This window comes from Flavobacterium sp. (assembly GCF_036759525.1).
GTDB lineage: Bacteria > Bacteroidota > Bacteroidia > Flavobacteriales > Flavobacteriaceae > Flavobacterium.
This window is the reverse complement of sequence record NZ_DAIOUN010000027.1, coordinates 126-24,731: the sequence shown is the minus strand read 5'-3', so window position 1 is coordinate 24,731 and position 24,606 is coordinate 126. Positions and strand designations below refer to the sequence as shown.

The 24,606-nt window shown below is 33.1% G+C and carries 12 protein-coding genes and 2 pseudogenes; 5 read left to right on the top strand and 9 right to left on the bottom strand.

Annotated elements, in window-relative coordinates:
* Window positions 1-25 precede the first annotated feature (25 nt).
* The 9 genes and pseudogenes from V7M80_RS12630 to V7M80_RS13165 all read right to left on the bottom strand — a co-directional run.
* Complete coding sequence (locus tag V7M80_RS12630; RefSeq protein ID WP_333696658.1) at window positions 26-649, bottom strand: hypothetical protein; 624 nt, start codon at window positions 647-649, stop codon at window positions 26-28.
* A gap of 288 nt (window positions 650-937) precedes the next feature.
* A complete protein-coding gene (locus V7M80_RS12625) occupies window positions 938-1,876 on the bottom strand; it encodes a hypothetical protein (protein ID WP_333696657.1) in 939 nt (312 codons plus the stop codon).
* Between the two features lie 44 nt (window positions 1,877-1,920).
* A complete protein-coding gene (locus V7M80_RS12620) occupies window positions 1,921-2,757 on the bottom strand; it encodes a hypothetical protein (protein WP_333696656.1) in 837 nt (278 codons plus the stop codon).
* Window positions 2,754-2,996, bottom strand: coding sequence for a hypothetical protein (locus V7M80_RS12615; RefSeq protein WP_333696654.1), 243 nt, complete (start codon window positions 2,994-2,996; stop codon window positions 2,754-2,756). Before V7M80_RS12615 ends, V7M80_RS12620 begins: the two co-directional genes overlap by 4 nt.
* A 409-nt stretch (window positions 2,997-3,405) precedes the next feature.
* Window positions 3,406-3,507 (bottom strand): annotated as a pseudogene (locus V7M80_RS13170) (transcriptional regulator); the annotation flags it as partial.
* Window positions 3,508-3,743: 236 nt separating this feature from the next.
* Window positions 3,744-5,048 carry a biosynthetic peptidoglycan transglycosylase gene (locus V7M80_RS12605; RefSeq protein WP_333696652.1) on the bottom strand — a complete coding sequence of 435 codons (1,305 nt, stop codon included), beginning with the start codon at window positions 5,046-5,048 and terminating at the stop codon, window positions 3,744-3,746.
* A gap of 785 nt (window positions 5,049-5,833) precedes the next feature.
* A complete protein-coding gene (locus tag V7M80_RS12600) occupies window positions 5,834-6,604 on the bottom strand; it encodes a LytR/AlgR family response regulator transcription factor (protein WP_333696650.1) in 771 nt (256 codons plus the stop codon).
* Window positions 6,601-9,378 carry a sensor histidine kinase gene (locus tag V7M80_RS12595; RefSeq protein WP_333696648.1) on the bottom strand — a complete coding sequence of 926 codons (2,778 nt, stop codon included), beginning with the start codon at window positions 9,376-9,378 and terminating at the stop codon, window positions 6,601-6,603. The genes V7M80_RS12600 and V7M80_RS12595 overlap by 4 nt, the downstream gene beginning before the upstream one ends.
* Window positions 9,379-9,390: 12 nt before the next feature.
* Window positions 9,391-9,483, bottom strand: a pseudogene (locus V7M80_RS13165) (hypothetical protein); the annotation flags it as partial.
* 261 nt (window positions 9,484-9,744) lie between these two features.
* Between V7M80_RS13165 and V7M80_RS12590 the strand changes: the two are divergent.
* From V7M80_RS12590 to V7M80_RS12570, 5 genes are all read left to right on the top strand, one after another.
* The gene (locus tag V7M80_RS12590; protein ID WP_333696646.1) at window positions 9,745-13,245 is read left to right on the top strand and encodes a fibronectin type III domain-containing protein; all 3,501 of its coding nucleotides are present in this window, start codon (window positions 9,745-9,747) and stop codon (window positions 13,243-13,245) included.
* A gap of 647 nt (window positions 13,246-13,892) precedes the next feature.
* On the top strand, window positions 13,893-15,554 hold the full coding sequence (locus tag V7M80_RS12585) for a T9SS type A sorting domain-containing protein (protein WP_333696644.1): 1,662 nt from the start codon (window positions 13,893-13,895) through the stop codon (window positions 15,552-15,554).
* 17 nt (window positions 15,555-15,571) lie between these two features.
* Window positions 15,572-22,417 (top strand): DUF6443 domain-containing protein, encoded by a 6,846-nt coding sequence (locus V7M80_RS12580; RefSeq protein WP_333696642.1) that lies wholly within the window; start codon window positions 15,572-15,574, stop codon window positions 22,415-22,417.
* A gap of 10 nt (window positions 22,418-22,427) precedes the next feature.
* On the top strand, window positions 22,428-22,847 hold the full coding sequence (locus tag V7M80_RS12575) for a hypothetical protein (RefSeq protein WP_333696640.1): 420 nt from the start codon (window positions 22,428-22,430) through the stop codon (window positions 22,845-22,847).
* A 17-nt stretch (window positions 22,848-22,864) separates the two neighbouring features.
* The gene (locus V7M80_RS12570; RefSeq protein WP_333696638.1) at window positions 22,865-23,497 is read left to right on the top strand and encodes a hypothetical protein; all 633 of its coding nucleotides are present in this window, start codon (window positions 22,865-22,867) and stop codon (window positions 23,495-23,497) included.
* Window positions 23,498-24,606 lie beyond the last annotated feature (1,109 nt).

The window sequence follows — 24,606 nt, the reverse complement described above, 5'->3', positions numbered from 1 at the left end:
ACCGCTGTTAGGCGACGTAACCTTTTTATTTAGCATTGTTTAAGAGCATCGCAGAGATTTCTTCCGGCGTGAACGAATTAAAAAATCCATCACGTAATTTTTCGCCACTTTTCTGTATTTTTTCTGCTAACCAATCAGTTATAAATTTCATTAACGTTTCAAATTTATCTAAATCTTCGTCCGAAAATGATTTTTGCTTGACTTGAAGGAATTGAATTTGAGTCTGAGTATCATCTTTATCTTTTGGTATAAGCATAAAAGCCACTCCAATTTCGCTTTCTGTATTGCCACGGTGAGCTATAAACTGATGACGTAAATCCATTAGATATTCATGAGTTTTCAATAAATCTGCTTTTCCAGCAAATATGTTACTCTCTAACTTTGGGTAACTATTTTTAGATGCGTCTGTAAAACACTTTCCATATAAAGAAATTAAAGAATATGATAAGGAAGATTCTATTGTATGCAAAGGTTTAGTTCGTAATAACGATATATATTCAAGTATTAATTTCATATCCTCACTCATTGAACAATAAGCAATGAATTTTTTTGACATAATTTCTGGAATAGCATACACCAGAAATTTATCTCCAAATTCTGCTTGAGCAGTTTTCATTAGTCCAATTAGCCTATCTTTCTTATTACTCATGGGTTGTCGGGTTATGTTGCCTAACTTGTTTATATGTATTATAAAAACAGATATAGTTAGCCCATTCGGGTTTGTAAGTTAGATAATTATCTTTTTTGTTTCTTTGGTAAGCCATTTACGTTGAGTCTTTTTGATTTTAAAATTATTTCAAAATGGATTACTTCTTTATGATTGGTTTGGTTTCGGAGCACTTCACTGTTAACCAAGCACAAATGTTGATAGAAGCAGTGCTATTGATTTAACCATTTCATCCCCCATGGAGGCAAATGTCTGTTAAATACTGTTTTTCTATGGAAATGAAGTAAATGATTCTACAACTTTTACGTGAGAATGAGACTTAATTTCGTTTGACCTATCCAAAAGTGACTTCTTGTACTTTTTCAATATTTCTAAAACTAGATAAATTGAACGAATTTTGATTATAGTGGAACTGACAATACCAACACTGTTTAAAAGTTGTCTATTTACATTTTCAAGTTGGTTATTCCATGCAGTATCAGGTACTTGAACGTCATTGCAAATAGTAATTGATCCATTACAAGCACCACAAGGCATATCATAACAGTCTTTGTATGTCCTTGTCTTTTTGTCAGCAATAACCCAAGTTGCCCAAGGCTCAGCATCTAATAAAGTCCCTTTTTTTATATAGCCAGTTTTGATAAGTCTTTCTATTTCATTGACGTTTGGTTGTAATATGTCTTCTTTCTCAACTTTTAAAGAATTTTCTAGCAAATTGATTTTTGAATCAACACCATTTAAGACTACTTCAAAGAATTGTCCATTGGTAACAAGCAATAAGAATTCACCATACTTTGGTAACCTTGATAATTTATCAAGATTAGATTCTGTATCGATAACAATTTTCCAATTTGCAAGTAAACCTGCCATTGTACTATGTCCAATAGTATTATTCCATTGTGGTAGTCTAATGTAGGTCTCATAATTAGATTCAATATTGTTATGTGCATGATATAACTTTTCTTTTTCTAGAATCCCTATAATTACATTTGGTAAGTCTTGAACTAGAGTATAGGTAGCCTTTGAATAGTGTAAAATTTCATCGACTTTCAGATTAAGTTGTTTTAACATATTCCTTATGTCTGCCATGTCGTCTGATTTGCCAAATATGCCGTTAGCGATTTCATCCCCTATTCGACTACCTATTTTTTCTGCAGCTTTTGCAATAATAATTGCACCTATAGCTGATGCTGTTGTTGGTTCTGCCATAATTTTCTGTTTTTTATTTTATTGTTATTTATTTGTCATTTTTTTCAAAACTTTATTTTTGCTGATAACTCCAATGTATGGATGTATTTGTAATTTGGATTGTCATTTCCATATTTATAAGATAGTCCGATAAAAGTATTCTTAAAAATTTGTCTGTCGATAGATGACTTTATTAGTCCAGCAAAATTGTTAGTCGCTAATAGTTGGACATCTGAAACTATGTAATAATAATTTCCTGTCGCTTTGAAGACCCATGTATCTTCATTTTTAGAGTTCAAAATTCTGGTTTTGTAATCAAATAATATACCAGCAGTTGAATACAAATCGTCAGAGTCATAGGTTTTACTATATCTATAACCAAGATTTGAAAAACCACCAAAAGCGATTGAATGTACAGATTGAATATATGGGTTTTCAGATGCGTCTTTATGCTTTTGAGATATTAGATTTACTACCAACTTTAATTGTCCAAATGCTAATTTTTCTTGAAAAAGCTTATCAGAATTATAAGATGGATTAAATTCGATTGCTTTGTTCCAAGCAGATGTTCTTAAATTGTCTTTACTTTTCCATTTCTCGCCATAAAACGCTTTACCCATATTAATTTGAAACAGAATATTGTTTTCAGATGAAGTTACACCGTCACCAATATTTACATCTGAGGTAGGAAGTATGTAAAAATTATTATGATCAAAAATTAGAAATCTTCCTTTCTTTTCATCAATTTTTTCAGTCCTATTGAAGTCAAATGAAAAAGTTTGAACAACTTTATTTTTTTGAAAGTCATGTGCTGCTCCAATTCTAATAAAGTCTTGTCCTAAAACTTTATTACTTAAAATTGTCGAGAGAGAAATAAAAAGCAGAGTGATTTTTAACTTCATAGCAAAATGTATTTTAGGATTTTTATAATATCTTCTCCAGTTTTTAGCTTTACGAACATATCATTTCGTAATTGTGTCGAATTGATATTTCGCCAAGTAATGCATATGTCATCGCAAAAATTGTCTTTGAACTCAGCAGCAATGTAGTTGTCCTTTATTGTCCTTTTAAGGTCAATTTTTGTGTAGTCCAATGGTGTGTAAGCAGCAATAATTTTCTGCAATTTTTCTTCGTTTGTCATCTTATTACTGTTTTGGTAGTTTCTTTGAAATGTCATATAACTCATTTATATGTCTGACAAAATCAGACATAGCATCTTTATTAGGGTTAACAAATCTGATTACTATTTTTTTGTTTTACTTTTTTGCCAAGTCATTAGACATTGGGGAAGTTAAAACTGTTTTAAAAACGTTTTGTTTTTACATGAACCTAAAACCGAATTATCATGGATAAATTGTTTTTATAGGTATTTGTAAAAATTAAAAAATAAAAAAGGGAATGTATTTACCACCCGGTAAATATGTTTTTGGAATCACTAATTTACACAAAAAAATAATTAGTTGTAACAAAAAGTTAATTTTTTTTTTGAATACAAAAAAATGCCTTCCGGATGAGAAGGCATTTGGGGTAAAAAATGAATTAATAGGAAATTATCTGTTTAGTAACTTTTCTAAGTAGTTTACTTTGTCTTTTTCGGCTTGAACTAAACGTTCGTATAATTCTACTACCTTGTCTAAAGGATTAAAATTAGGATGTATGTTTATAGCATTTAAAGTTGAATTATCATTACTTGTGAAATTATTTGATTTTCTATTTATAAAATACTTCTTCATTAAAATTCTTTATTACAAGTAAAGTAGGAGGGAATCTATACTTTATTAATAACTCTGCATTTATTGTTTTTTCAAGCTATATAAGTAATAGTTTAGTATTTTCTTGAAATTTATAATGACTTCTAACAGCGATAATTTGATTTTGCTTGCAAGAGTTATACTTTTATTATTCCTTTTTTAATAAAGGTATCATATAAATCATTTATCTTGTCACGCTTTAGATCATTATTTGATTTTTCAATTAAGAAATCGACTCTTTCACGTCTAAAAGTACCCGTAACATTAGAAAGTCTTTCTACCAAAACAAAACTTTCTTCGATACTCAACTTTTTATTTTTGACATCTGTGTAAAAGTGTTTTATGGCATTTGAAAGTCCCATTACACCGTAATCATATCTTACTGAGACAATGTATAAATTAAGAATTTCTAGTTTTGAGAATTGTTTTTGAAGCCAAAACGATAAAAGTATTTCAAAAATTTTTCTTAGATATTTGTTTTGATTTGAAGGAATAAATAGTGTTCTAGAAAGCTGCATAGTAATTGTTGAACCACCACTTTCAATTAAATTAAGCTTTTTTCTAAGAGGTTTAATTTGACTTAAAAGGGCACGAAATAATGATTTAAATGATATGCCATTATTTTCATAAAAAGTTTTATCCTCTATTTCAATTAAAATTGACTTTAAATTTTCGTAGTTAACATTTAAACGATTGATTTCAGTAATGCCTAATTTTGCTCGATACAAAATATATTCAAAATTATCTAACAGTCTAAATCGCATAATCTTAGCAATTATTTTAACTATATTTAAAAAGCATGTTTCATGTGTATCGTTTAAATTTCGCCTAAAAATAATAAGATATGTTAGTGATATGAAAATATTACCAAAATACCAAGGTATGAAAATAGTACCATCACTAAAAATGTCAAAATTATATTGAACTCTACCATTTGTTGTTAACCACCAAATAGCATTAACTCCTATAGTTAAAACCCAAAAAGGCATGCTTTGGAACATCAACCATCCGTTAAAATATTTGATTGTAAAAGGATTTGTAGCTCCTTCAACTCTCCAATTTGGAAGTGTTAAATGAATGTGACCATAATCTAAGCCAAGCATAGTTCTTAAAGTAACAACTTTTCGTGCATTAATTGTTATACTTTTTTGTAAGTCTACGAAATATCTTAAAATTAAAGCACCAAATACAAAAATAATTGAAGAGAAAAAAAGGCCATTTTCTTTTATTATTGCAAAAGTATTTGTTGAATCTGTTTCTTTTTCAAAAAATAAAGGAATTAAAATAGTTACTACTGCAAGTAAAATATTAGTTACCTGACCAAAAACTTTAGTTTGTCCATTCGCTATTTTTTGAGCTTCCTCAAATTCCAATAAAACTACATCACGGTTTTCAGGTTTAAAAGTGTATGTAGGATAATATTGCTCTGCTTTTGTATCCAATTTTTAACTACTTTTTTAATAACCCTCTTTGCTATTGGTCAAACTTTAATAATTCTTTAGCCTTTTAAATGAAAGTATTAAGAGAGTTTTAGATTTGATTTATTTTCAAATATAAGTAAGAAATTTTATTGTATTAAGTTTTAAGTTGATAAATTCTTCTATAGGTAATCAAATAATAGAAAAGCTTCATTTATAGATTGTTTTGATGAAGGTGTATTATTTTTTGGTAGAAAATTTAAGACCGAGAAATATAGGTAAGAAATATTCCTCAAGAGTTTTTAGAATACGGATTTAGGTACTATTATACTCTTGAAAGGATGGTTAATGTTTTTTTAAAGCTGATTTTTTTTGTTTACCTGCTAATGATTTGGCTACGGGGTATGAGATTCCTCGCGGGCTCGGAATGACAAGGGAGTGTGGGTAAGGCATGTGGCCTACTGCGTAGGGGATTCCTCGCGGGCTCGGAATGACAAGGGAGTGCGTTTGCCTACTGCGTAGGGGATTCCTCGCGGGCTCGGAATGACAATGCTGGTGGTTTAGAATGACAATGCTAGTAGCTCGGAATGACAAGGGATTGGGTATGGTGGTGTGGCTTAGTGCGTAGGGGATTCCTCGCGAGCTCGGAATGACAAGGAGCAGGGAAGGTTGTTCGGCCTACTGCGTAGGGGATTCCTCGCGGGCTCGGAATGACAATGCTGGTGGTTCGGAATGACAATGCTGGATGATTGTAATGATAAGGTTGGTGTAATGTAATGATAAAACGAGTAATACATCCTTTTTTTAATTTAAAATTTCATGTTCAATTTTATCAACACTTCCGGTTTTTTTCTTCTGGAGACTTCAAAGGTTTCGTCGTTTGTCATTTGGATGATAAAAGGTTCACCTTTGAAATAATTTTTTATGTAGGAGGCATTGATAAGATGAGATTTGCTGATGCGAACAAAACTCGATTTTTCGCCAAAATAGTCTTCAAAATCTTTCAGGTTTTTTGGAGTTGTTAGTTTTTCACCGGAATTAAGGATAACTTGACAATATCTTCCATCGCCTTTGATTACTAGAACATCTGAACTATTAATCATTTTTACTTTTTCGCCACTGTGAATGGCAAATTTTTTATCAGAAGTCTTTGTTTCCAAACTTTGGATTAAATTGATCACTTGATGGTTTTGATTGATTTTTAAGTTTACGTTTTTTATTACTTTCTCAATGGCTATTTCTAATTCTTTTATATCTATGGGTTTTAGCAAGTAATCTAACGCATTGAACTTTATCGCCGTAATGGCAAATTGGTCAAAACTGGTAACAAAAATGACCTCAAACGGAATTTCTTCCCACTTTTTGAGTAAGTTAAACCCGTTGGCTTGCGGCATTTGAATATCTAAAAAAACCAGTTGTGGTTGTAATTTTACACACAATTGATAGGCTTCCTCTACATTGGATGCTTCGCCGATGATTTCGATTTCGGGATGCTTTTTTTCCAGTAGTTTGGTGAGCACTTCTCTGCTGTTTTTTTCGTCATCTACCAAAATGGTTTTTATGGTTGCTGAATTGTTCATCTTCCTAAAGGTAAAAATAATTCAACTATTGTCCCACATGCTTTTTGATTATCATCATATACATCTTGAATTACCACTTTTACTTCATTGGTTTTCCAGATGTTTTTTATCATTTCCAAACGTTCTTCGGTGAGTTGCATACCAACCGAATGATGAATGGTGTTGGTTTTGAATTCATTGGATTTTGCTCTACCCACACCATTGTCTTCAATACTAATCTTAAGCAAATAATGTTCAGTTGTTATAGTTATTTTTAATTTACCGGCTCTCTCTTTATTTAAGTTCATTAACCCATGCCAAATGGCATTTTCAACATACGGTTGAATGAGCATCGAAGGGATTTCTATTTCGTAGGGATTGACGGATGGATCAATCGTGAGGAGATAATCAAACGCGTGGTCAAAGCGAAGTTGTTCTAATTCGATATACAACGCCAACATATCCAATTCTTCCTGTAAAGTTAATTCTTTGTTTCTGGAATTATTTAGAACCAGACGGACGAGTTTACTGAATTTGGTTAGATAGTTATACGCTTCCTCTTCTTTTTTATTGAGGATATAATTTTGAATCCCGTTTATGGCATTGAAAATAAAATGTGGATTCATTTGAGCTTGCAAAGCACTCAATTGCGACTCGGATAGTAAGGTGTTGATACGTGTTTTTTCGGCTTCTCTTTTTTTAACCGATTGAACGACTTGTTTTATGATTAGAATTATGACGAAAAGAATCAAAACTATCATCGACACGAGGAACCAAACTGTTTTCCAAAAGGGGGGATGAATTTTGAAATGCAACAATAATGGTTTTTCACTTTTTATACCATCATTATTTATCGCATACATTACAAGTTTATATTCGGCTGGAGCTAAATTTTCGAAGCGAAGCACCTTAGTATTCTCTTTTCTAAATTTGGAATCCTGACCGATTAATTTATACAATACACCTTCTTGATTCCCTTCTTTAAAATGCAAACGATCTAAGATTACGGTTAAATTGTTTTGCCAATAGTCCAGTTTAATGGTCTTATTTTCAAATGTATAAATAGAATCGTTTATACTAAGTTGAGCCACCAATAGGCGAGGCGGCGTTTGGTTTTTAAGTTCTGTTTCTATAGGAAATTGGCATAAACCATCAGGAGAAGAAAGAAAAAGTTTATTTTGATAACTACTCAAATGCGTAATATCATTGGATACTAATCCGTTCGCTTTGCTGTAAACATTCGATTTTTTGGGATGATACTTTATCAAACCGTTATTACTGGCTATCCAAATATTTCCTTGTTCATCTTCAGTGAGATCATTCATTACCAAACTGGCATTTTCTATTGGTATAGCAATTGCCATGTGATTTTCTATTTGATAAAAACCTTGCCCTCTGGTAGTAAAATAAACCTTGCCTTTTTTAGAAATTAAAATTTTTGAAACAGCGGTGTTGATGTCTTTTATTTTTTCCAACGTATTGGAAAGGGGATTTAATCTATACAAACCATCATTACAACCCACATACAGTAAATCTTCATTCAGTACTTTGAAACATCTTCCTTTAGAAGGTAAAGATTGAGGAAGGATCTCTGTTTTGTTTCCATTGTATCGATATACTGCACCAACTCCTAAAATATATATCTGACTGGCAAAAGCATCGAGTTGATAACCCGTTAAATTACCCATATTTTTAGGACTTTCTATCGTTCTTTCAACTTGATACTGGTTATTTAAAGTGCCAAAATACCCTTTAGTTGCAATGTATAACTTATTTTTAAACGCTAAAATATCGGTTATGTCTGTATTGCCGGTTGATAGTAATTTTGTGTTATAAGTTTGATTATTTTCTATTCTCAATAATTGATCAATTTCAGTTGATAAAAACAGTTGATTGTTGATGGTTTTTAAAAATGTAGTTTTCTTATTTAGTTCTTTTTTATCCGGATAATGCAACACCGAGTAGTTTCCGGCATAAAAAACCCCTTTTTCCGTTGTGGTACACCATGTACCACCTTCATTGTCCACCACAATTGAACTAACGGTTAATCCGTTTAAACCATGATTATACTTTTCTAAACTTTTGCTGTTGGGATAATGATAGACACCGTTGGAGCTGGTACCTACCCATAATCCATGTTTCTTATGGATGTAAAGTGAAGAAATTACACTTGAAAAAGGAATGACTTTTAAATTTAACTCTTTGTCTATTTGAATCAGGTTGTTGTGAACAGATACAAAGGTATAACCATCACTGTTTACTATTCTTGAACGCCAATCTAACCGGGAATCGTTGAGTAGGTTAATTGTAATTTTTTTTACTTTTCCATTTTCTACAATGGCAATATCTAATTGATTGTTTCTTTTTTGAAGTTCGCCTATCCATTTGATATTGTTTTTAACAAAAAAACTATTGTCTTTGTTTTTGTCAATTACCAAATAAGCATCTGATTGATAGTTGTTGTGCGAAGATAAATCAATAATGTTTTTTGTTTTTTTATCAACCTGTATAGTGCGTTGTTGCGAATTAATTATCAAGTTATCCTTAGCGTCTTTGTTTAACAGATAGCTGATGTCAAAGGTGTGTTCTAATGAATTTAGCGAAAGGTAGCGTTGAATTTTTTGCGATATATTTACTTCTTTAATGGTATTATCTTTAATAAATAAAAAGCGATTATTCGAGGTAATCAACATCAATTCACCCGGTTTTTTTTCTTCCATATAATACACCCCATTTTCAGTCAAACCATTTTGTTTGTCAAAAATGGTGCGACTGTCTTTGCTGTATTTTACCAAACCATTTTCGGTTGCAATCCAAATATACCCCTTGGCATCTTGCAGTACATTGTAACATTCTTGTGAGGGAAGATTTAAGGAGTTGCTTACGTTGGTAAAATAAATTTCTTGTCCGGAGAGAGTGGTGATCCATCCGAAAAAAAGTAATAATTGTATTGTTTGAAGTACTTTAATATACCGGTTTTTATATATTCAAAAATAACAGTTTTACTTTATTTAAGTACTGAAAATGTGTGCGATTTATGTTTTTAACGGTTCTTTAAAAAAGGAGTTGTTTTTTAGTTTAGCATTTTGGATGAATAGGGATTGAAAATTGGAATTATGTGGTAAATACTCCAATTTTTGATTCTGTTTAAATGAATTACTATGCAAAAAATTACTTTTTCATTTTTATTGTTGATGCTGTTTTCAACTATTTCGTTACATAGTCAGTGTACAACAGGAACTCCCGTAACTTCGGTAACGTTTACACCCAATTATTCCGGGAATGCAGAAACCATTGATTTGTTTACGGCTTCCAATGGAAAATACCATAAATTGAATGTATTGGCCAATCGTTTTTATACTTTTTATGCGTATAAAACCGGTGATGCAGAACAAGGGTATCAGGACTATTTAACCATTACAGATGATCAAGGTTTTTATTTAACAGCCGGTTATTCCCCTTTGGTGTTCAAAAATTTTAATTATAGCGGTGAAGCCCGTGTATATTATCATACCAATGAGGCCTGTCAAACCAATAGTATCAACAAAACGGTTTATGTGATGAGTTCACTTCAGGATCGTTTTCCACCCACAAACTTGACAATTACCAATGTATCGACCAATTCTGTTTCGTTCAGTTGGCAATGGGATTGGATTGGTTCGCCTCCTACCAATGGATATCAATATCATATAATTGAAGCTCCCGGAAGTTTTAGTTTACCTCTTCCGCCGAGTAACTCTTCTGATTCCGCGTTTACCGGATTTTCTTCTACAACTTCTGCAACCGTATCTAATTTAAACCCTAATAAACGCTATCATTATTGGGTACGTTCAAATTATAATGGGCAATACAGTGTATGGATGCAAGGGGGAGAGTTTGTCACTTCCGCAGTAGTTTGCAATCAACCCTCTAATCTAAGTGTGAACAATATCACAGCCAATTCTGCCTTGTTTACATGGAATGCACCTAGTCCGGCACCTTCTCACGGATATGAGTTTGCCTATAATTTAACCGGACTTGAACCGAATGCCTCTCAAACCTCTTATCCGCTCAATACCAGTACACTCATCGATAATTTATCCAGCAATACCACGTATTACTATTTTGTGCGTTCCAATTGTAATACGGTTCAATCTACTTGGTTATTTGGAGGAAGCTTTACTACTCCGCAAGGTCTTAATTGTAATGGTGCGTTTTATGGATTACATCCAACAGCCACTTTCACACCGGCATGCACAGGAAGTTCGGAAACGATTGTTTCAAATGCCAAAGCCGGAGAATATTCGAATATAAATGTATTGGCGAACAAACAATATACTTTTGGTAGCTCTATCGCCACGGATTATCTTACTATTACCAATGAATCAGGTACAGTTTCCTATGCTGCCGGAATAACGCCTTTGGTATGGCAATCCGGAGCTTCTGCGGAAACGGTTCGCTTTTTTCTGCATTCCAATTCGTCTTGTGGGAACAGTGCTACCTTACGTACCCGAACTATTAGCTGTGCTCCATCTGCCGAATGTACACCACCTAGCAATTTGAGTACGTTTAACGTTGGTGTAAATCAAGCCAGTATTAATTGGACGGCTTCTCCCTCCAATCCATCGTTTTATGATGTTTATTTTTCCATTAACACTACCGCACCCACAAGTGGAACAACTCCTAATGGAAGTATAGCTGCTACTTCGGCAACCATTAATAACTTGACCTCTTCAACAACTTATTATTATTGGGTTCGTTCCAATTGTGAGGGTTTAACCAGTACATGGATTTCCGGGGGTAGTTTTTCTACGTTATCCGTAGGAGCGTGTAACACTGCCTTTTATGGTTTGTATCCAGAAACAACTTTTACTCCCGCATGTACCGGAACGGCTGAGTTGATAGTAAATGATGCATGGGCAGGAGAGTACGCCAACGTAAACATTTTGGCCAATCGCTCCTATACATTTTCCAGTTCAGTAACAACTGATTATATTACGATTACCAATGCCGCAGGTACCACTATTTTTGCCAGTGGTTTATCTCCTTTATCCTGGAATTCTACCACGAACAACGGGATATTTCGTTATTACCTACATGCGAACGCCAATTGCGGAAATCAGAATGTAAATCGGTCCAGATTCATTAGTTGTCAGACCACTGCACCCTCTTGTGGTAGTCCATCCGGTATCAGCTTTTCGGCTATCACTTCGGGTACAGCTACTGCTACTTGGACGGCCGCTTCACCTGTGCCTTCTAACGGATATGATGTGTATTTGTCCTCTTCATCTACAGCTCCAATAGCAAGTACTACACCTTCCGGTAACGTAACCGGAACATCTGCCAACCTAAACGGATTGTTAGCCGGAACAGTTTATTATGTTTGGGTTCGAGCCCATTGTGGTGCTACGCAAAGTATGTGGATTTCCGGAGGAAGCTTTACGACACTTACTGCCAATGGTTGCACGACCGCTGTGTATGGATTATTTCCGGATGCTACCTTTACTCCAACGTGTAGCGGTACCGCTGAGTTAATTGTAAACAATGCGTGGGCGGGAGAATATAGCAATGTGACCCTAGTGTCTAATCGTTCTTATACGTTTTCCAGTTCAACGGCTACTGATTACATTACGATTACCAATGCGGCCGGTACAACTGTTTTGGCCCATGGCTTTTCTCCTTTGTCATGGAATTCGGCAGCCAATAATGGTGTTTTCCGATATTATTTGCATACTAATGCGTCTTGTGGCAATCAAGATACTGCTCGTTCAAAATTTATTGCGTGTCAAGTTCCAACAGGTTGTGCTGATCCGAGTGATATCAACATCATTTTTGCTACGGCTAATTCCGCTTCTTATCTTTGGACAGCTGCCAATCCCGCTCCTGTTAATGGGTATCAATATTATATTTCAACTTCTTCAACACCACCCAATGCATCAACTATACCCACCGGAACCGTTGTTAATCAAACTACAGTTAATGTTTTTGGATTAAACTCAAACACCTTATATTATTTTTGGTTGCGTTCCAATTGCTCACCTACACCCGGCACCTGGATTAGTGGCGGAGCTGTAAACACACAGGGTACTTCTACTTTTTGTTCTACAGCCGTTTATGGACAGCATCCTGCCACAACGTTTACATCGGCCTGCACAGAAACCAATGAAATAATTGTAAACAATGCTCGAGCCGGAGAATTCACTACCGTAAATATTTTACCAAACAAACAATATACGTTTACGAGTTCTGTAACCTCAGATTATCTAACCCTCACCAATAGTAATGGAACGGCATTGGTAGTTAGTGGACTTTCACCTTTGGTTTGGAACTCCGGTTCGACATCTGGAGTGATACGGTATTATATTCATGCCGATGGTGCATGCTCTTTTGAGAATGCCAACCGAGTTCGATTGCTTAAATGTGAAAATACGCTGAGTATACCCCAAGAGCTTTTGAAAGATATTACCGTTTATCCCAATCCGACTCAGTCATGCGTAACTGTTTCTGGAAAAGAAATCATTACAAAAATAGAAGTGATTAACATGGTAGGCCAAAAACTAACCGTTCAAACCGCTTCAACGGAGCAAACCCAAATTGATTTAGAGGGATATCCTGTAGGAGTTTATAGCTTGCGAATATACAGTTCTAAAGGAGTGGAAACCGTTAGAGTGATTAAAGAATGATTTTCCTTTAGAACTTTATGATTGAATATAAATCAAATGCCAATGGGTTTTAATCCTTGGCATTTTTTTTTCAAATTAAATTGATTGAAAGTAAATATTTAATTAATTGAGCGTGTTTTTAAAGTGCTAAAAGAATATACTTTTTATAATTGTTACTTGATAAGTATTAAACGTATTTTATGGTTTAAGTTGTGATTTAGATTCCTCGCTGGGCTCGGAATGACAATACTGGTGGCTTGGAAAGACATGGAGCAGGGAAGGGTGGTACGGCCTACTGCGTAGGGGATTCCTCGCGGGCTCGGAATGACAAGTTTGGAAGCTTGGAATGACTATGGTGTGTGGCTCGGAATGACACAGGGTTGGAAAAAGTTATGTGTTTTTAAACCTATTGTTACGTTATATTATTTCTAAGTGTTTCATTCTTAACAAACTATTACCGTATTGTTATTTTTTACATTTTATGTTGTAATACCCTTTTTTTAACTTTTGAGTTTAAAAATAAATGTTTATAATTGCATAAGAAAATACCTAAAAACAAACCACTCTTGTCAAAATAATCCTTTTTGTTTTGACATTTAAAATTTAAAAGTCAATTACCACACGACTTTTATTCCCCCTCATTATTGTCAATTTTTTATATTTTTTCTATGAAGAAAACTACTTTTCATGGAGGTATCTTTTTATTGATACTTCTTACTTATGGACTTCCTTTATATTCCCAAGATATTGAATGGGAAAAATCTATTGGAGGTAAACATGCCGATTATTTATTTGATGCCATACCCACTGCGGACTATGGATTTATTCTGGCCGGTAGCTCGCTATCCGGTAAAACGGGTAAAAAGTTACAAGCGAACCAAGGGGATTTGGATTACTGGATCTGGAAGATGGATGAAAAGGGCGAGATGGAATGGCAAAAGAGTTTTGGTGGTTCGGGATTGGATTTGTTGAAGTGTATTAAACACACAAATGATGGTGGATTCATCTTGGCCGGAAATTCAAAATCCGGAAAATCAGGAGACAAATCTAGCGAACTTTTAGGAGGTGACGATATCTGGATATTAAAATTAGATGCTAAAGGGAATGTTTTATGGCAATTGGCATTGGGAGGTGAAGGTCAGGACCTATTGGGTGATTTGATTGTAACTCAAGATGGTGGTTTTTTAATTGGTATAAATTCTTCATCATCTAGTACCTTGTATAATCAATCTCAAACGGATTTAAAAAGAACTGATAAGTCAAAGTTATTATTAAAAAGTACAAATAGTTTTGGCAATCTTGACTTTTGGATTGTTAAGATTGATAGAAATGGAGATTTGGAATGGGAAAGATCTTATGGTGGACAGTACTCAGATAAAATTCAAAGCATATTAGAGAGTAAAGATGGTTCTTTTTTGATAGGGGGCACATCAAATTCTACTGAGTATACTACTAGTACTGAAACAAATTTAGGTTATGCCAAAACCGAAAAGAATTATGGTATGCTTGATTATTGTGTTCTAAAATTAGACAAAAAAGGTGAACTTCTTTGGGAGAAAGTTTTTGGAGGTGACAAAGATGATTTTTTAATGACTGTAGTGGAAACTTCAAAAGGTAATTATATTCTTGGTGGTAATTCATGGTCACAAGTAACAGGAAATAAAGATTGCACCAATAAAAGTGGCTCTGATTTTTGGATAATTGAAATTAATGTACATGGTGAAATTATATGGCAAAAGTCGTATGATATTGACAAGAATGATAAATTAACTTCTATGTTTTTAGGTTCTGATGAATCTATATTGATTGGGGGTATGGCTGTGAGTGAAACCCAGGGAACTCCCAAAAGAGACAAAGAGGGTGTAGGTGATTTTGTTCTTATTAAAACAAGTCTAAGTGGCGATGAGGTTTGGCGTAAATATATTGGAAGTAATGATCAGAATGCTCTTTCTAAAGTTTTTGAAGCTCGAGACGGAGGTTATATACTTTCCGGTACAGCAAATGGAAAATCATCTAGAGATAGAAAAAGCTCTGTAGGGAGAGAGGATTTTTGGGTAGTTAAGTTGAAAGATAAGAGCAAGAAAGAAGTAGTGAAAGAGACGATAGAAGCTTTTCCAAATCCTGTTGAAACTTTTACCAACGTAATTGTAAATTATGAATTTAAAAGTGGAGAGATTTTTTTGTATGATTTGAGTGGTCGCTTACATCAAAATTTTGCTATAGAGAATAGAACTATTCCTCTAAATATGACCGGATTACCACGTGGAATTTATGTGGTTAAAGTAAAGACTGATGTTCAAGAGAACGGTTTAAAAATCATGAAACTCTAATTTAAAATTGATTAAAGATGAATAGATTAATATCTAAAACTATTATATATTTTGCCTTATTTTATTTTTTAGGCTTGCACCTAAATTATGCACAAACTCCTCCAATGGCTTCTATTGAAACCGATATGCCTAATATATCTTTACCCTCTCCAACCGTTGCCGCTTTAATGAAGTTTGAAGAAGTTCCTGTTGAAAATTATACTGGAATTCCGGATATAAGTATCCCGATTTACGGTATTGCAAGTATGTCTAAGGAAGTTTTAATTGATTTAAAGTTAAAGTACCATCCTGCCTCAATAGCAGTTAAAGAAATGGCAGGTTACACCGGTTTGGGTTGGAGTTTGACTGCTGGCGGTAGTATTTCAAGAACTGTTAAAGGATTGCCTGATGAAGTTTATCATGCGGCTGATATCTCTGGTAATAACAAAAGCCAAATAGGTATTTATCACAATAATTTTTCTGGTGTAAATAGGAATGATTACTATCAAGTATTAAGCTTATTGGGGACAAATTTGAATTCTGCACAACAGCAAACCATTACGAATTATATGTGGTATGCTTTTGAGAAAGGAATATTGGATAGCGAACATGACTTGTACCAAATTAATTTCATGGGACAAACCGGACGTTTTTATATAAAAATGGTTTCGACAGGTGTTTTAGAAGTTGTGAAACTTGATAGTGATTCTAATTTTCGTATAGAATTGGATTATACCTACAACAACAATTTGAGTTCAAATAAATACCAGTTTAATCACTTTGTGGTTTATGATGATAAGGGATATCGTTATGTGTTTGATGTAAAAGAGACTACGTCTGAAAGTTCAACAACCTACAACCAATCATTTAAAGTTGGTTCATTTCCGGGAACTAATGTAACCCAACCTATGACTTATGTGAGTAGTTTTCATTTGTCAAAAATTTATGATCCTAACCAACAATTACTAGTAGACTTTACGTATCAAAGTTCAATTGAGGTAATTACTGAGACTACTGAGCTGGATTATTTTATACAGCCTGCAGCTACTGAATCCTTAATTGTAAGTTACCTAAATGATTATAATATCAACGGATTATTACCAAAGAATTCTTTAACCATTAAACAGAAAACCATTACTACCCAAAAACCACAATTGATATCTGTAATTAATAAAGCTAAGATAGAGTTTGTTTTGGAGCAAGGGAGAGAAGATTTTAGATTAAATTCGAGTGCACATAAATTAAAAGATATAGTTATCAAGGACTGGAATGAAACACCTGTAAAGCGATATACTCTAGAATATGGTTATATTTCCAGTCCTTATATGGAAGTCCAGAACAAAAGATTGGCATTAGAGAGAGTTAGAGAACGCAACTATGCAGACAGCGTAGAAAATGTTTTTGAATGTGATTATAAGAACAAGAATGTAGGATCCGGAATAGGCAGTTATGATTATTGGGGATATTACCGAAATAGTGGTGTATCTAGAGAAACAGACCCCGTTTTATGTAGTACCGGTGTTTTAGAAAAAATATTATTACCTACCGGAGGTTTTATTAAATTTAATTTTGAGTCTAATACTTACACATACATAGGGGATGAGGAAGTTTTGAATTTTGAAACGCATCCTGATTTTTGGGATGTAACAAATCAAAACTATGTTTTAAATCATACGGGTCAAACCGTTCAGCAAAGTTTAGGAATTTCCAGTCAACCCCGAATTATAGATTTAAATTTTACAATTAGTCCCAATGAAGAGAATGGTTTTGTTCAAATAGTAACAGCTTTGAATCAATCTCCTGAAGTGTTGGATGAAAACCGTTGGTATTTAGAGCCTAATACTGAATATTTTATTCAATTTAATTGGGTAGATATATCAACCCCCGGTACATTAAACGTTCAAGTAATTACTAAAACCCATCCCTTGCAAACGGAAACTGTTTTGTATGGAGGAGGTGTAAGAATTAAAAGTATTGAGTATTATGAAAATTTAGATACAAACGAACCTTTGAAGTTCAAGAAATTTAATTACAATTTTTTTAATCATTCTAAGAGTAGTGGTTCACTGGTTTTTCCGAAACCGGTTTTTGAATATGTAAGATCGGCTAACACCATGAGTACACAACTTTCTCTTGGAACACTTGAATATAAAGTTGTTGCCGACTTTAATAATTTAATGGCTATTAAGACTAAAGGAGGGGATGTGGGTTATAAAAATGTAACAATATCAGACTCAGATGTGAATAGTAATGGATATACACAATATGAATATACATCTCCTATTGATTATCCAGAAACTAATTATTCCATTAATTATCCTTTTGAAGCTTCACCCAATTTTGATTACAAACGTGGGCTTTTGAAAAAAGAAAGGCATTATGCCAAAACGGGAACAAACTCTTTTAGAATTGTTGCTGAGAATTTATTTGATTATGATTGGGCCAGTACAGAACAATCTATAAGAACAGGTATAAGAGGGTACTTTGTAACCGGTTGTGCCATGGCTTCATCTTGGGATTTTTTAGATTTATTTTTAAATTGTTATACTAACAATGGCTGTTCTCAAGGCTGGGATCCAGATTGTAATCCGCAGTTTTATTTAAACTTTGTGAGTACGTATGAAAATTTTGCATGGACTAAGCTCCTATCCAAAGAATCAATACTCTATTTTTATGATAGTGAAGGACAAAAGCAAGTGAAACAATTTGAAACTTATAGCTACAACACTAGTAATAAAAAGCTCAACTCTAATACAATTACTACTTCTTTAAACGAAACCTTAACAGTTAATTATACTTATGACACCGATTTTTTGAACACCAATAGAATTGGAGTTATAAAACGAATAGAAAAACGTAGAGGAACTGAAATTTTAGAGACTAAAGAGATAAATTACAACAACAATTGGACAAGTAATAATTCATATTTACCTCAAACTATTTTGATGAGTAAGTCTACTCACAATTTAGAACCCCGTATTCAATTTATTAATTATGATGAGTATGGAAATGTATTGGAACTTAAACAAGAATTTGGAGCACATATAGTCTATTTGTGGGGCTACAATAAATCTTTACCCATTGCAAAGATTGAAAATGCAACGTATGCACAAGTAATTTCGGCTTTGGGAACCCATCAGATTAGTGAAACCAATCTTACAGCAATAAATAGCCTGCGATCAAATACAAGTTTGGAAAATGCCATGATAACTACATATACTTACATGCCACTATATGGTATAACAAGTGTTACTGATCCAAAAGGATATACATCTTTTTTTGAATATGATAGTTTTGGTAGATTGCGATTTATTAAAGATTCAGATTCGAATGTCTTGAACGAATATGAATATAACTACCGAGGTCTTTCGCAAAATCCCAACTTTGTGAAGTCGATTACTTATAAAAAGCCTTCTACTGAAGGTAGTATAGACGTAACCAACCCTTTGGATGCTATAATTGAAATTACTTTTTTGGATGGCATTGGGAGACCTATTCAGCAAAAAGCTCATAAGCAATCAGCTTCCGGAAAGGATATTGTTACCCCTATCGTATATGATTCTTTTGGAAGACAGACCAGAGAATATTTGCCTTATGTAACCCAAGGAGCAAACCTGAATTTTGAATCTAATATGCTACAGAGTGTAGTTGCTTATTACAACCAACCTCAATATGATTTTACTTTACAGCCTTATAGTGAACAAATGATTGAGGCCTCCCCCCTAAACAGGATATCTAAACAATCTGCTCCCGGGAATTCATGGGATACAGATAGTGATACTATGCAAAAATTTGAATATCAAACCAATACCGATAGTGAAGTTGCATTATTTAAAGCACAAACCGTATGGAGTTCAAATTTGGAAATTTATACTTCTACACTAGTTCGAGATGGATATTTTTTACCCAATCAACTTTTCAAAACAATCTTGAAAAATGAAAATTGGAAAGTTCAAGATGGATTGAATAATACATCAGAAGAGTTTAAAGACAAAGAAGGCCGCATCGTATTGAAACGTTTTTATAATGCAGGTATTAAACATGATACTTATTATGTATATGATATTTATGGTAATTTAAGTTTTGTTTTACCTCCATTGGTAAATACAGAAACGAATGTGGATGAGACTGTAATAAATGGTTTGTGTTATAAATACCATTATGATTATCGCAATAGATTGGTTGAAAAAAAGCTACCTGAAAAAATAGTAGAGTATATTATTTATGACAAGTTAGATCGTGTAATAGCAACCGGTCCTGTAATAAAACCATTTACTAATCTTACTTTACCCGGCTGGCTCATAACAAAATATGATATTTTGAATAGACCTGTTTTAACAGGATGGATGAGTTATTCTTCTAGTTTTACCAGTCAAAACAGGAAAAATTTTCAAACCCAACGCAATAATGATACGGTTTTGAGCGAATCTCGAAATTCGACTACAACCGATGCAACAATAGGTGGGGTAACCTTTAAATACTCTAACGTAGCATGGCCTACCTCTGGCTATCATGTATTGACTGTTTCTTATTTTGATAATTACAATTATCCGGATGCACCAGCCAGTTCAAATATACCCTCACAAATAGAAGGACAAACGGTCTATTATAATTTAACTCAAAAGCCAATAGGTTTATTAACCGGTGTTTGGACCCGTGTTTTGCGTAGATCTGATTCTTACAGACGCGAACTTAATTATACTTTATATGATAAAAAGGCCAATCCGATTCGCGTATTTTTTAGGAATGGTGAACTTGGAACCGGTGGTTACAATCAAACAGATTCTAAATTTGATTTTACCAACAAAGTTTTGTATACCGTGACCGAACATAAGAGAATAAACAGTGATTCACCTTTAATAACTAGGGAGGATTTTACCTACACCGAGCAAGACCGTTTGTTGAGTCATTACCATAAAATAGGAAATAATACGCCACAATTACTTGCTTTTCATGTATATGATGAGTTGGGTAGATTGGAAAGTAAGAAAGTTGGGAAATCTGTTCAAAACCCACTACAAAAAGTAGATTACAAATATAATGTTAGAGGTTGGATGGTTGCTATTAATGATATCAATGATTTAGCACAAACCGGTGATCCTACAGACCTATTTGCCTTTAAAATAAATTACAACCAAGTAACGAATTCTAATGGGCAAATGATCACTCCATTGTTTAATGGTAATATTGCAGAAACTTTTTGGAAAACCAATTCTGACAATCAGCTTAGAAGTTACAGCTACAAGTATGATCATTTGAATCGTTTGGAAGATGCTATTTATTTTAAAAATAATAGCTTAAATCAAGTTTATAATGAACATTTGACTTATGATAAAAATGGGAATATCAGAACCTTGGTTAGAAATGGAGATGTGGAAAGTGCTATTTTACCAATTATGATAGATCAATTAATTTATGAATATCCAAATAATAGTAACCGCTTGCACAATGTAGTAGATCTAACCGAAGACTCCTCCGGATTTAATGATGTTAATTTAAGCGGTAATGATTTTGAATATGATTCCTACGGAAACTTGACCAAAGACCGAAACAAGGGAATTAACCAAGATATAGAATACAACCACTTGAATTTACCAGTAAAGATACAGTTTGGAAGTTTGGGACAAATTGAGTATGTTTACAATGCAATTGGTGAAAAGGTAGAAAAAATAGTTACAGATAGTAGCGGAGTAACTACAACCAAATATATAAAAGAATACCAATATGTAAACAACGTTCTTAAATTTTACCCACATGCCGAAGGTTATGTAAATAAAGAAGGAAATCAATATAAATATGTTTTTAACTATGTTGATCACTTGGGCAATATTAGAGTAAAGTATTCTGATTTAAATGATGATGGTTTTATAGCCTCTAATGAAATTTTAGAAGAAAACCATTATTACCCTTTTGGACTTAAACACCAAGGGTACAATTATTATGCTGATAATTCTAATAAGTATGAGTACAATGGGAAGGAGTGGCAAGATGAGCTGGGGCTTAACTTCTACGACTATGGTGCACGAAATTATGACCCTGCAATTGGTAGATGGATGAATATTGATCCACTTATTGAACTTATGAAAGATGTTTCTACATACAGTTATGCATTTAATAATCCTGTATATTTTATCGATGATCAAGGTTTAATTCCCATACCTCAAATAGTAAGATCCCATAGAACATCAAGTCAATTCGGTTTAAGGTTTCATCCTATTAGAAAGAAGATGATTGGTCATGGGGGTATAGATTTAGCAGCTAATGTAGGAAGTGATGTTAGAGTAGCTGCAGCGGGTACAGTTGCTAAAATTGGTTGGGATCCTAATGGCTATGGTAATTATATTATTGTAAAGCATATAAATGGTTATTATAGTTTATATGCTCATTTAGATAAAGTAGCCAATGGTTTGGTGGCAGGTAAAAGTAAAGTTGGAAATGGTGATATTATAGGTTTGTCTGGAAATACAGGTGGAAGCACAGGACCTCACTTGCATTTTGAAATAATAAAAGCTAATTCTTTAAGCGGAGTTTTTAATAAGAATAATAAAATAGATCCATCAACTATTTATGATTTACATGTTCACTTATATGGTAATAGAAAATTGAAGTTTAATAATAGTTTTGATAATCCTAAATTTGATTTTTCTGATTATATTAAACAACCAATACCACATTTTGAAATGCCAGATTTAGATAAATTGTTTCCTCCAACTCCTGATTCTTCAAATGATAGACAGCCAATTAATCCTATTCCACCTTTAACGCCTAGTCCAATAACTCCAACGCCTAGTCCTTTACCTAACATAGACCCAATACCAATGCCAACACCAACACCATCACCATTGCCCTCTATACCTAATTTTCCACCAAGTAGAATAGATTAATTAAATAAATATGAAAAATAGAATATTATTAGTTCTAGCTATACTAAGTTTGTGTAGTTGTGTTAAATCAAAAGAAAGTCTCTTGCAAAATAATGAAGAAGAGATATTCAATGAATTTATAAATAGATTTATAAATGATAGTGTATTTAGGTTAAGTAGAGTTGATTTTCCTTTAAGAGGATATAATTCAGATGATTATGTTGAAGGTTTAAATCCTTACTATTGGGAAAAATCAGATTGGTTATTCTATTCTGAGGAAGATTTTAAAAAAGGTAATAGTTTGGAATTGAAAGAAAATGAAATTATTAAAACTGATACCTCTATGATTTACAGGATATATAAAAAGGAATCAGGATATGACATAAAATATTATTTTAAAAAAGATAATAAAAAGTATTATTTAAATTTTTATAGCTATAAAAATTTTTAGGTAGTGTTTTATAATTATTGATAAACCAAATCAGAACCGCTCCAATAATTGACACCGAAGGAAATCTTTTAGGAAGTGATAGCGAAGGCTGGACTGGTGAAGCCATTGTTATGGATAAAAAAGATTTTAAACAAGGTATGGAACACAGTAAAGCTTTAGAAAAAGGAACCGAGTTAAGTAAGTATGGGGAGGGAATTAATATAAGTGATAGAACTTGGAAAACAATAGAATCGAATGGTGGGACAATAATGGAACCTTTTGTTGAAAATAATAGTACTCAAACAATTTTTTATAAACCTGAAGGAGTTATAGATGGTGTGGACCAAAACCCAGGGAAAGATAGCAATGGAGCTTATCCAATTGGACCTGGGAAAGATTTATATGCTCGTGTAGATGGTGTAAATACTTCTGCTATTCCAGATGGTAAAGTCTTTAAAACTCCAAATGCTTTACCGAGAATTACTGTTGATAAAGCTGGAGTTCCCGATATCTCTGGAATTCTTGAAAATTTTGTTCCAAAAATAGGTATAGTTTCACCACCAGACCCGTCATGGAATAATTTAGAAAATTCTATTAAAAAAACACCTGGAACTAGTAATCCTATTCCAAATATATCGCCTACAACTTTGATGCCTGCTGGTGGATTTTAAACATATATCTATGAAAAAGTTAATATATTTACTTATAATTTCAAGTTTAATAAGTTTAGTTTTATTTATTTTGATTCTTTTGAGTTATTATGTTTTCGATGAAAATCTTTATATTGTATTTATTTTGAGTTTATTCTTAAGCTATATTAATTCCTTTTTTTTAATTATATTGGTTTTAATAAAAAATTTCAAGGTTATACCTTATCTTGTTTTAAATTTGTGTGTAATATTATTTTATTGGTTTGATGTTTTTAGGTTTGTAACAAATATTTCTGATTGACCCCGCTCCCGCCCGAATCCTTTCGGGTGGTTCTAGCAAATAATTAAAAGTTTTATTACATTTGAAAATAAGAAAAATCAGATTAATTAGTTTTATTTATTTCAGACGTCAAAGTAGGCAAAACAGTTTACCAAGGCAGTCAAGATCCGGTTGTAACCGATTATTTAGGCGGTTTTCAATATGTGAAGAATGAATTACAGTTCTTCCCTCACCCCAGATAACTATGGTTTAAGCAAATAAAAAATGTTAATTTTTTCATTGATTTTTTGAGAATAATTCAATAAATTTGGTTTAGGAAAAACACAAGTCTTGCGAAGGGGAAGAGAGTTTTTATCTTTTCCCTTTCAAAAGAAAATATGTTTTTAAAGTTTAAGCTATTTGTCTTTTCTCGTACATTTTATCTTCTCTGATACAAGCACAAACTCGATGTATTAATTTGTTTCTAACATTGTTTAATACAAGCATTTTACTTTTTCCCTCGGCAACTTTTCTTTGATAGTATTCTTTTATCTCAGAATCGTAAGTCGCAGCACATAGAGCACATAAATGCAATTGCTTTTTTAATTTTTTATTTGCACCCGCTCCGCAAAGTCTTCGAGTATAAAGTTCCTATGAAAAGCTCCGCAAATGTCTCCCGACTTTGCGGAATTTAAAAAAAGTAAAATATAAAATAAGGAATAATTGAAATTTTATTATTTTTATTTAAAGTTTACACGCCATGAAAGAAGGATATGTGATTAGAGACCAAAATTCAGCTCCGCAAAGTCTTCGAGCATAAAGTTCCTATGAAAAGCTCCGCAAATGTCTCCCGACTTTGCGGAATTTAAAA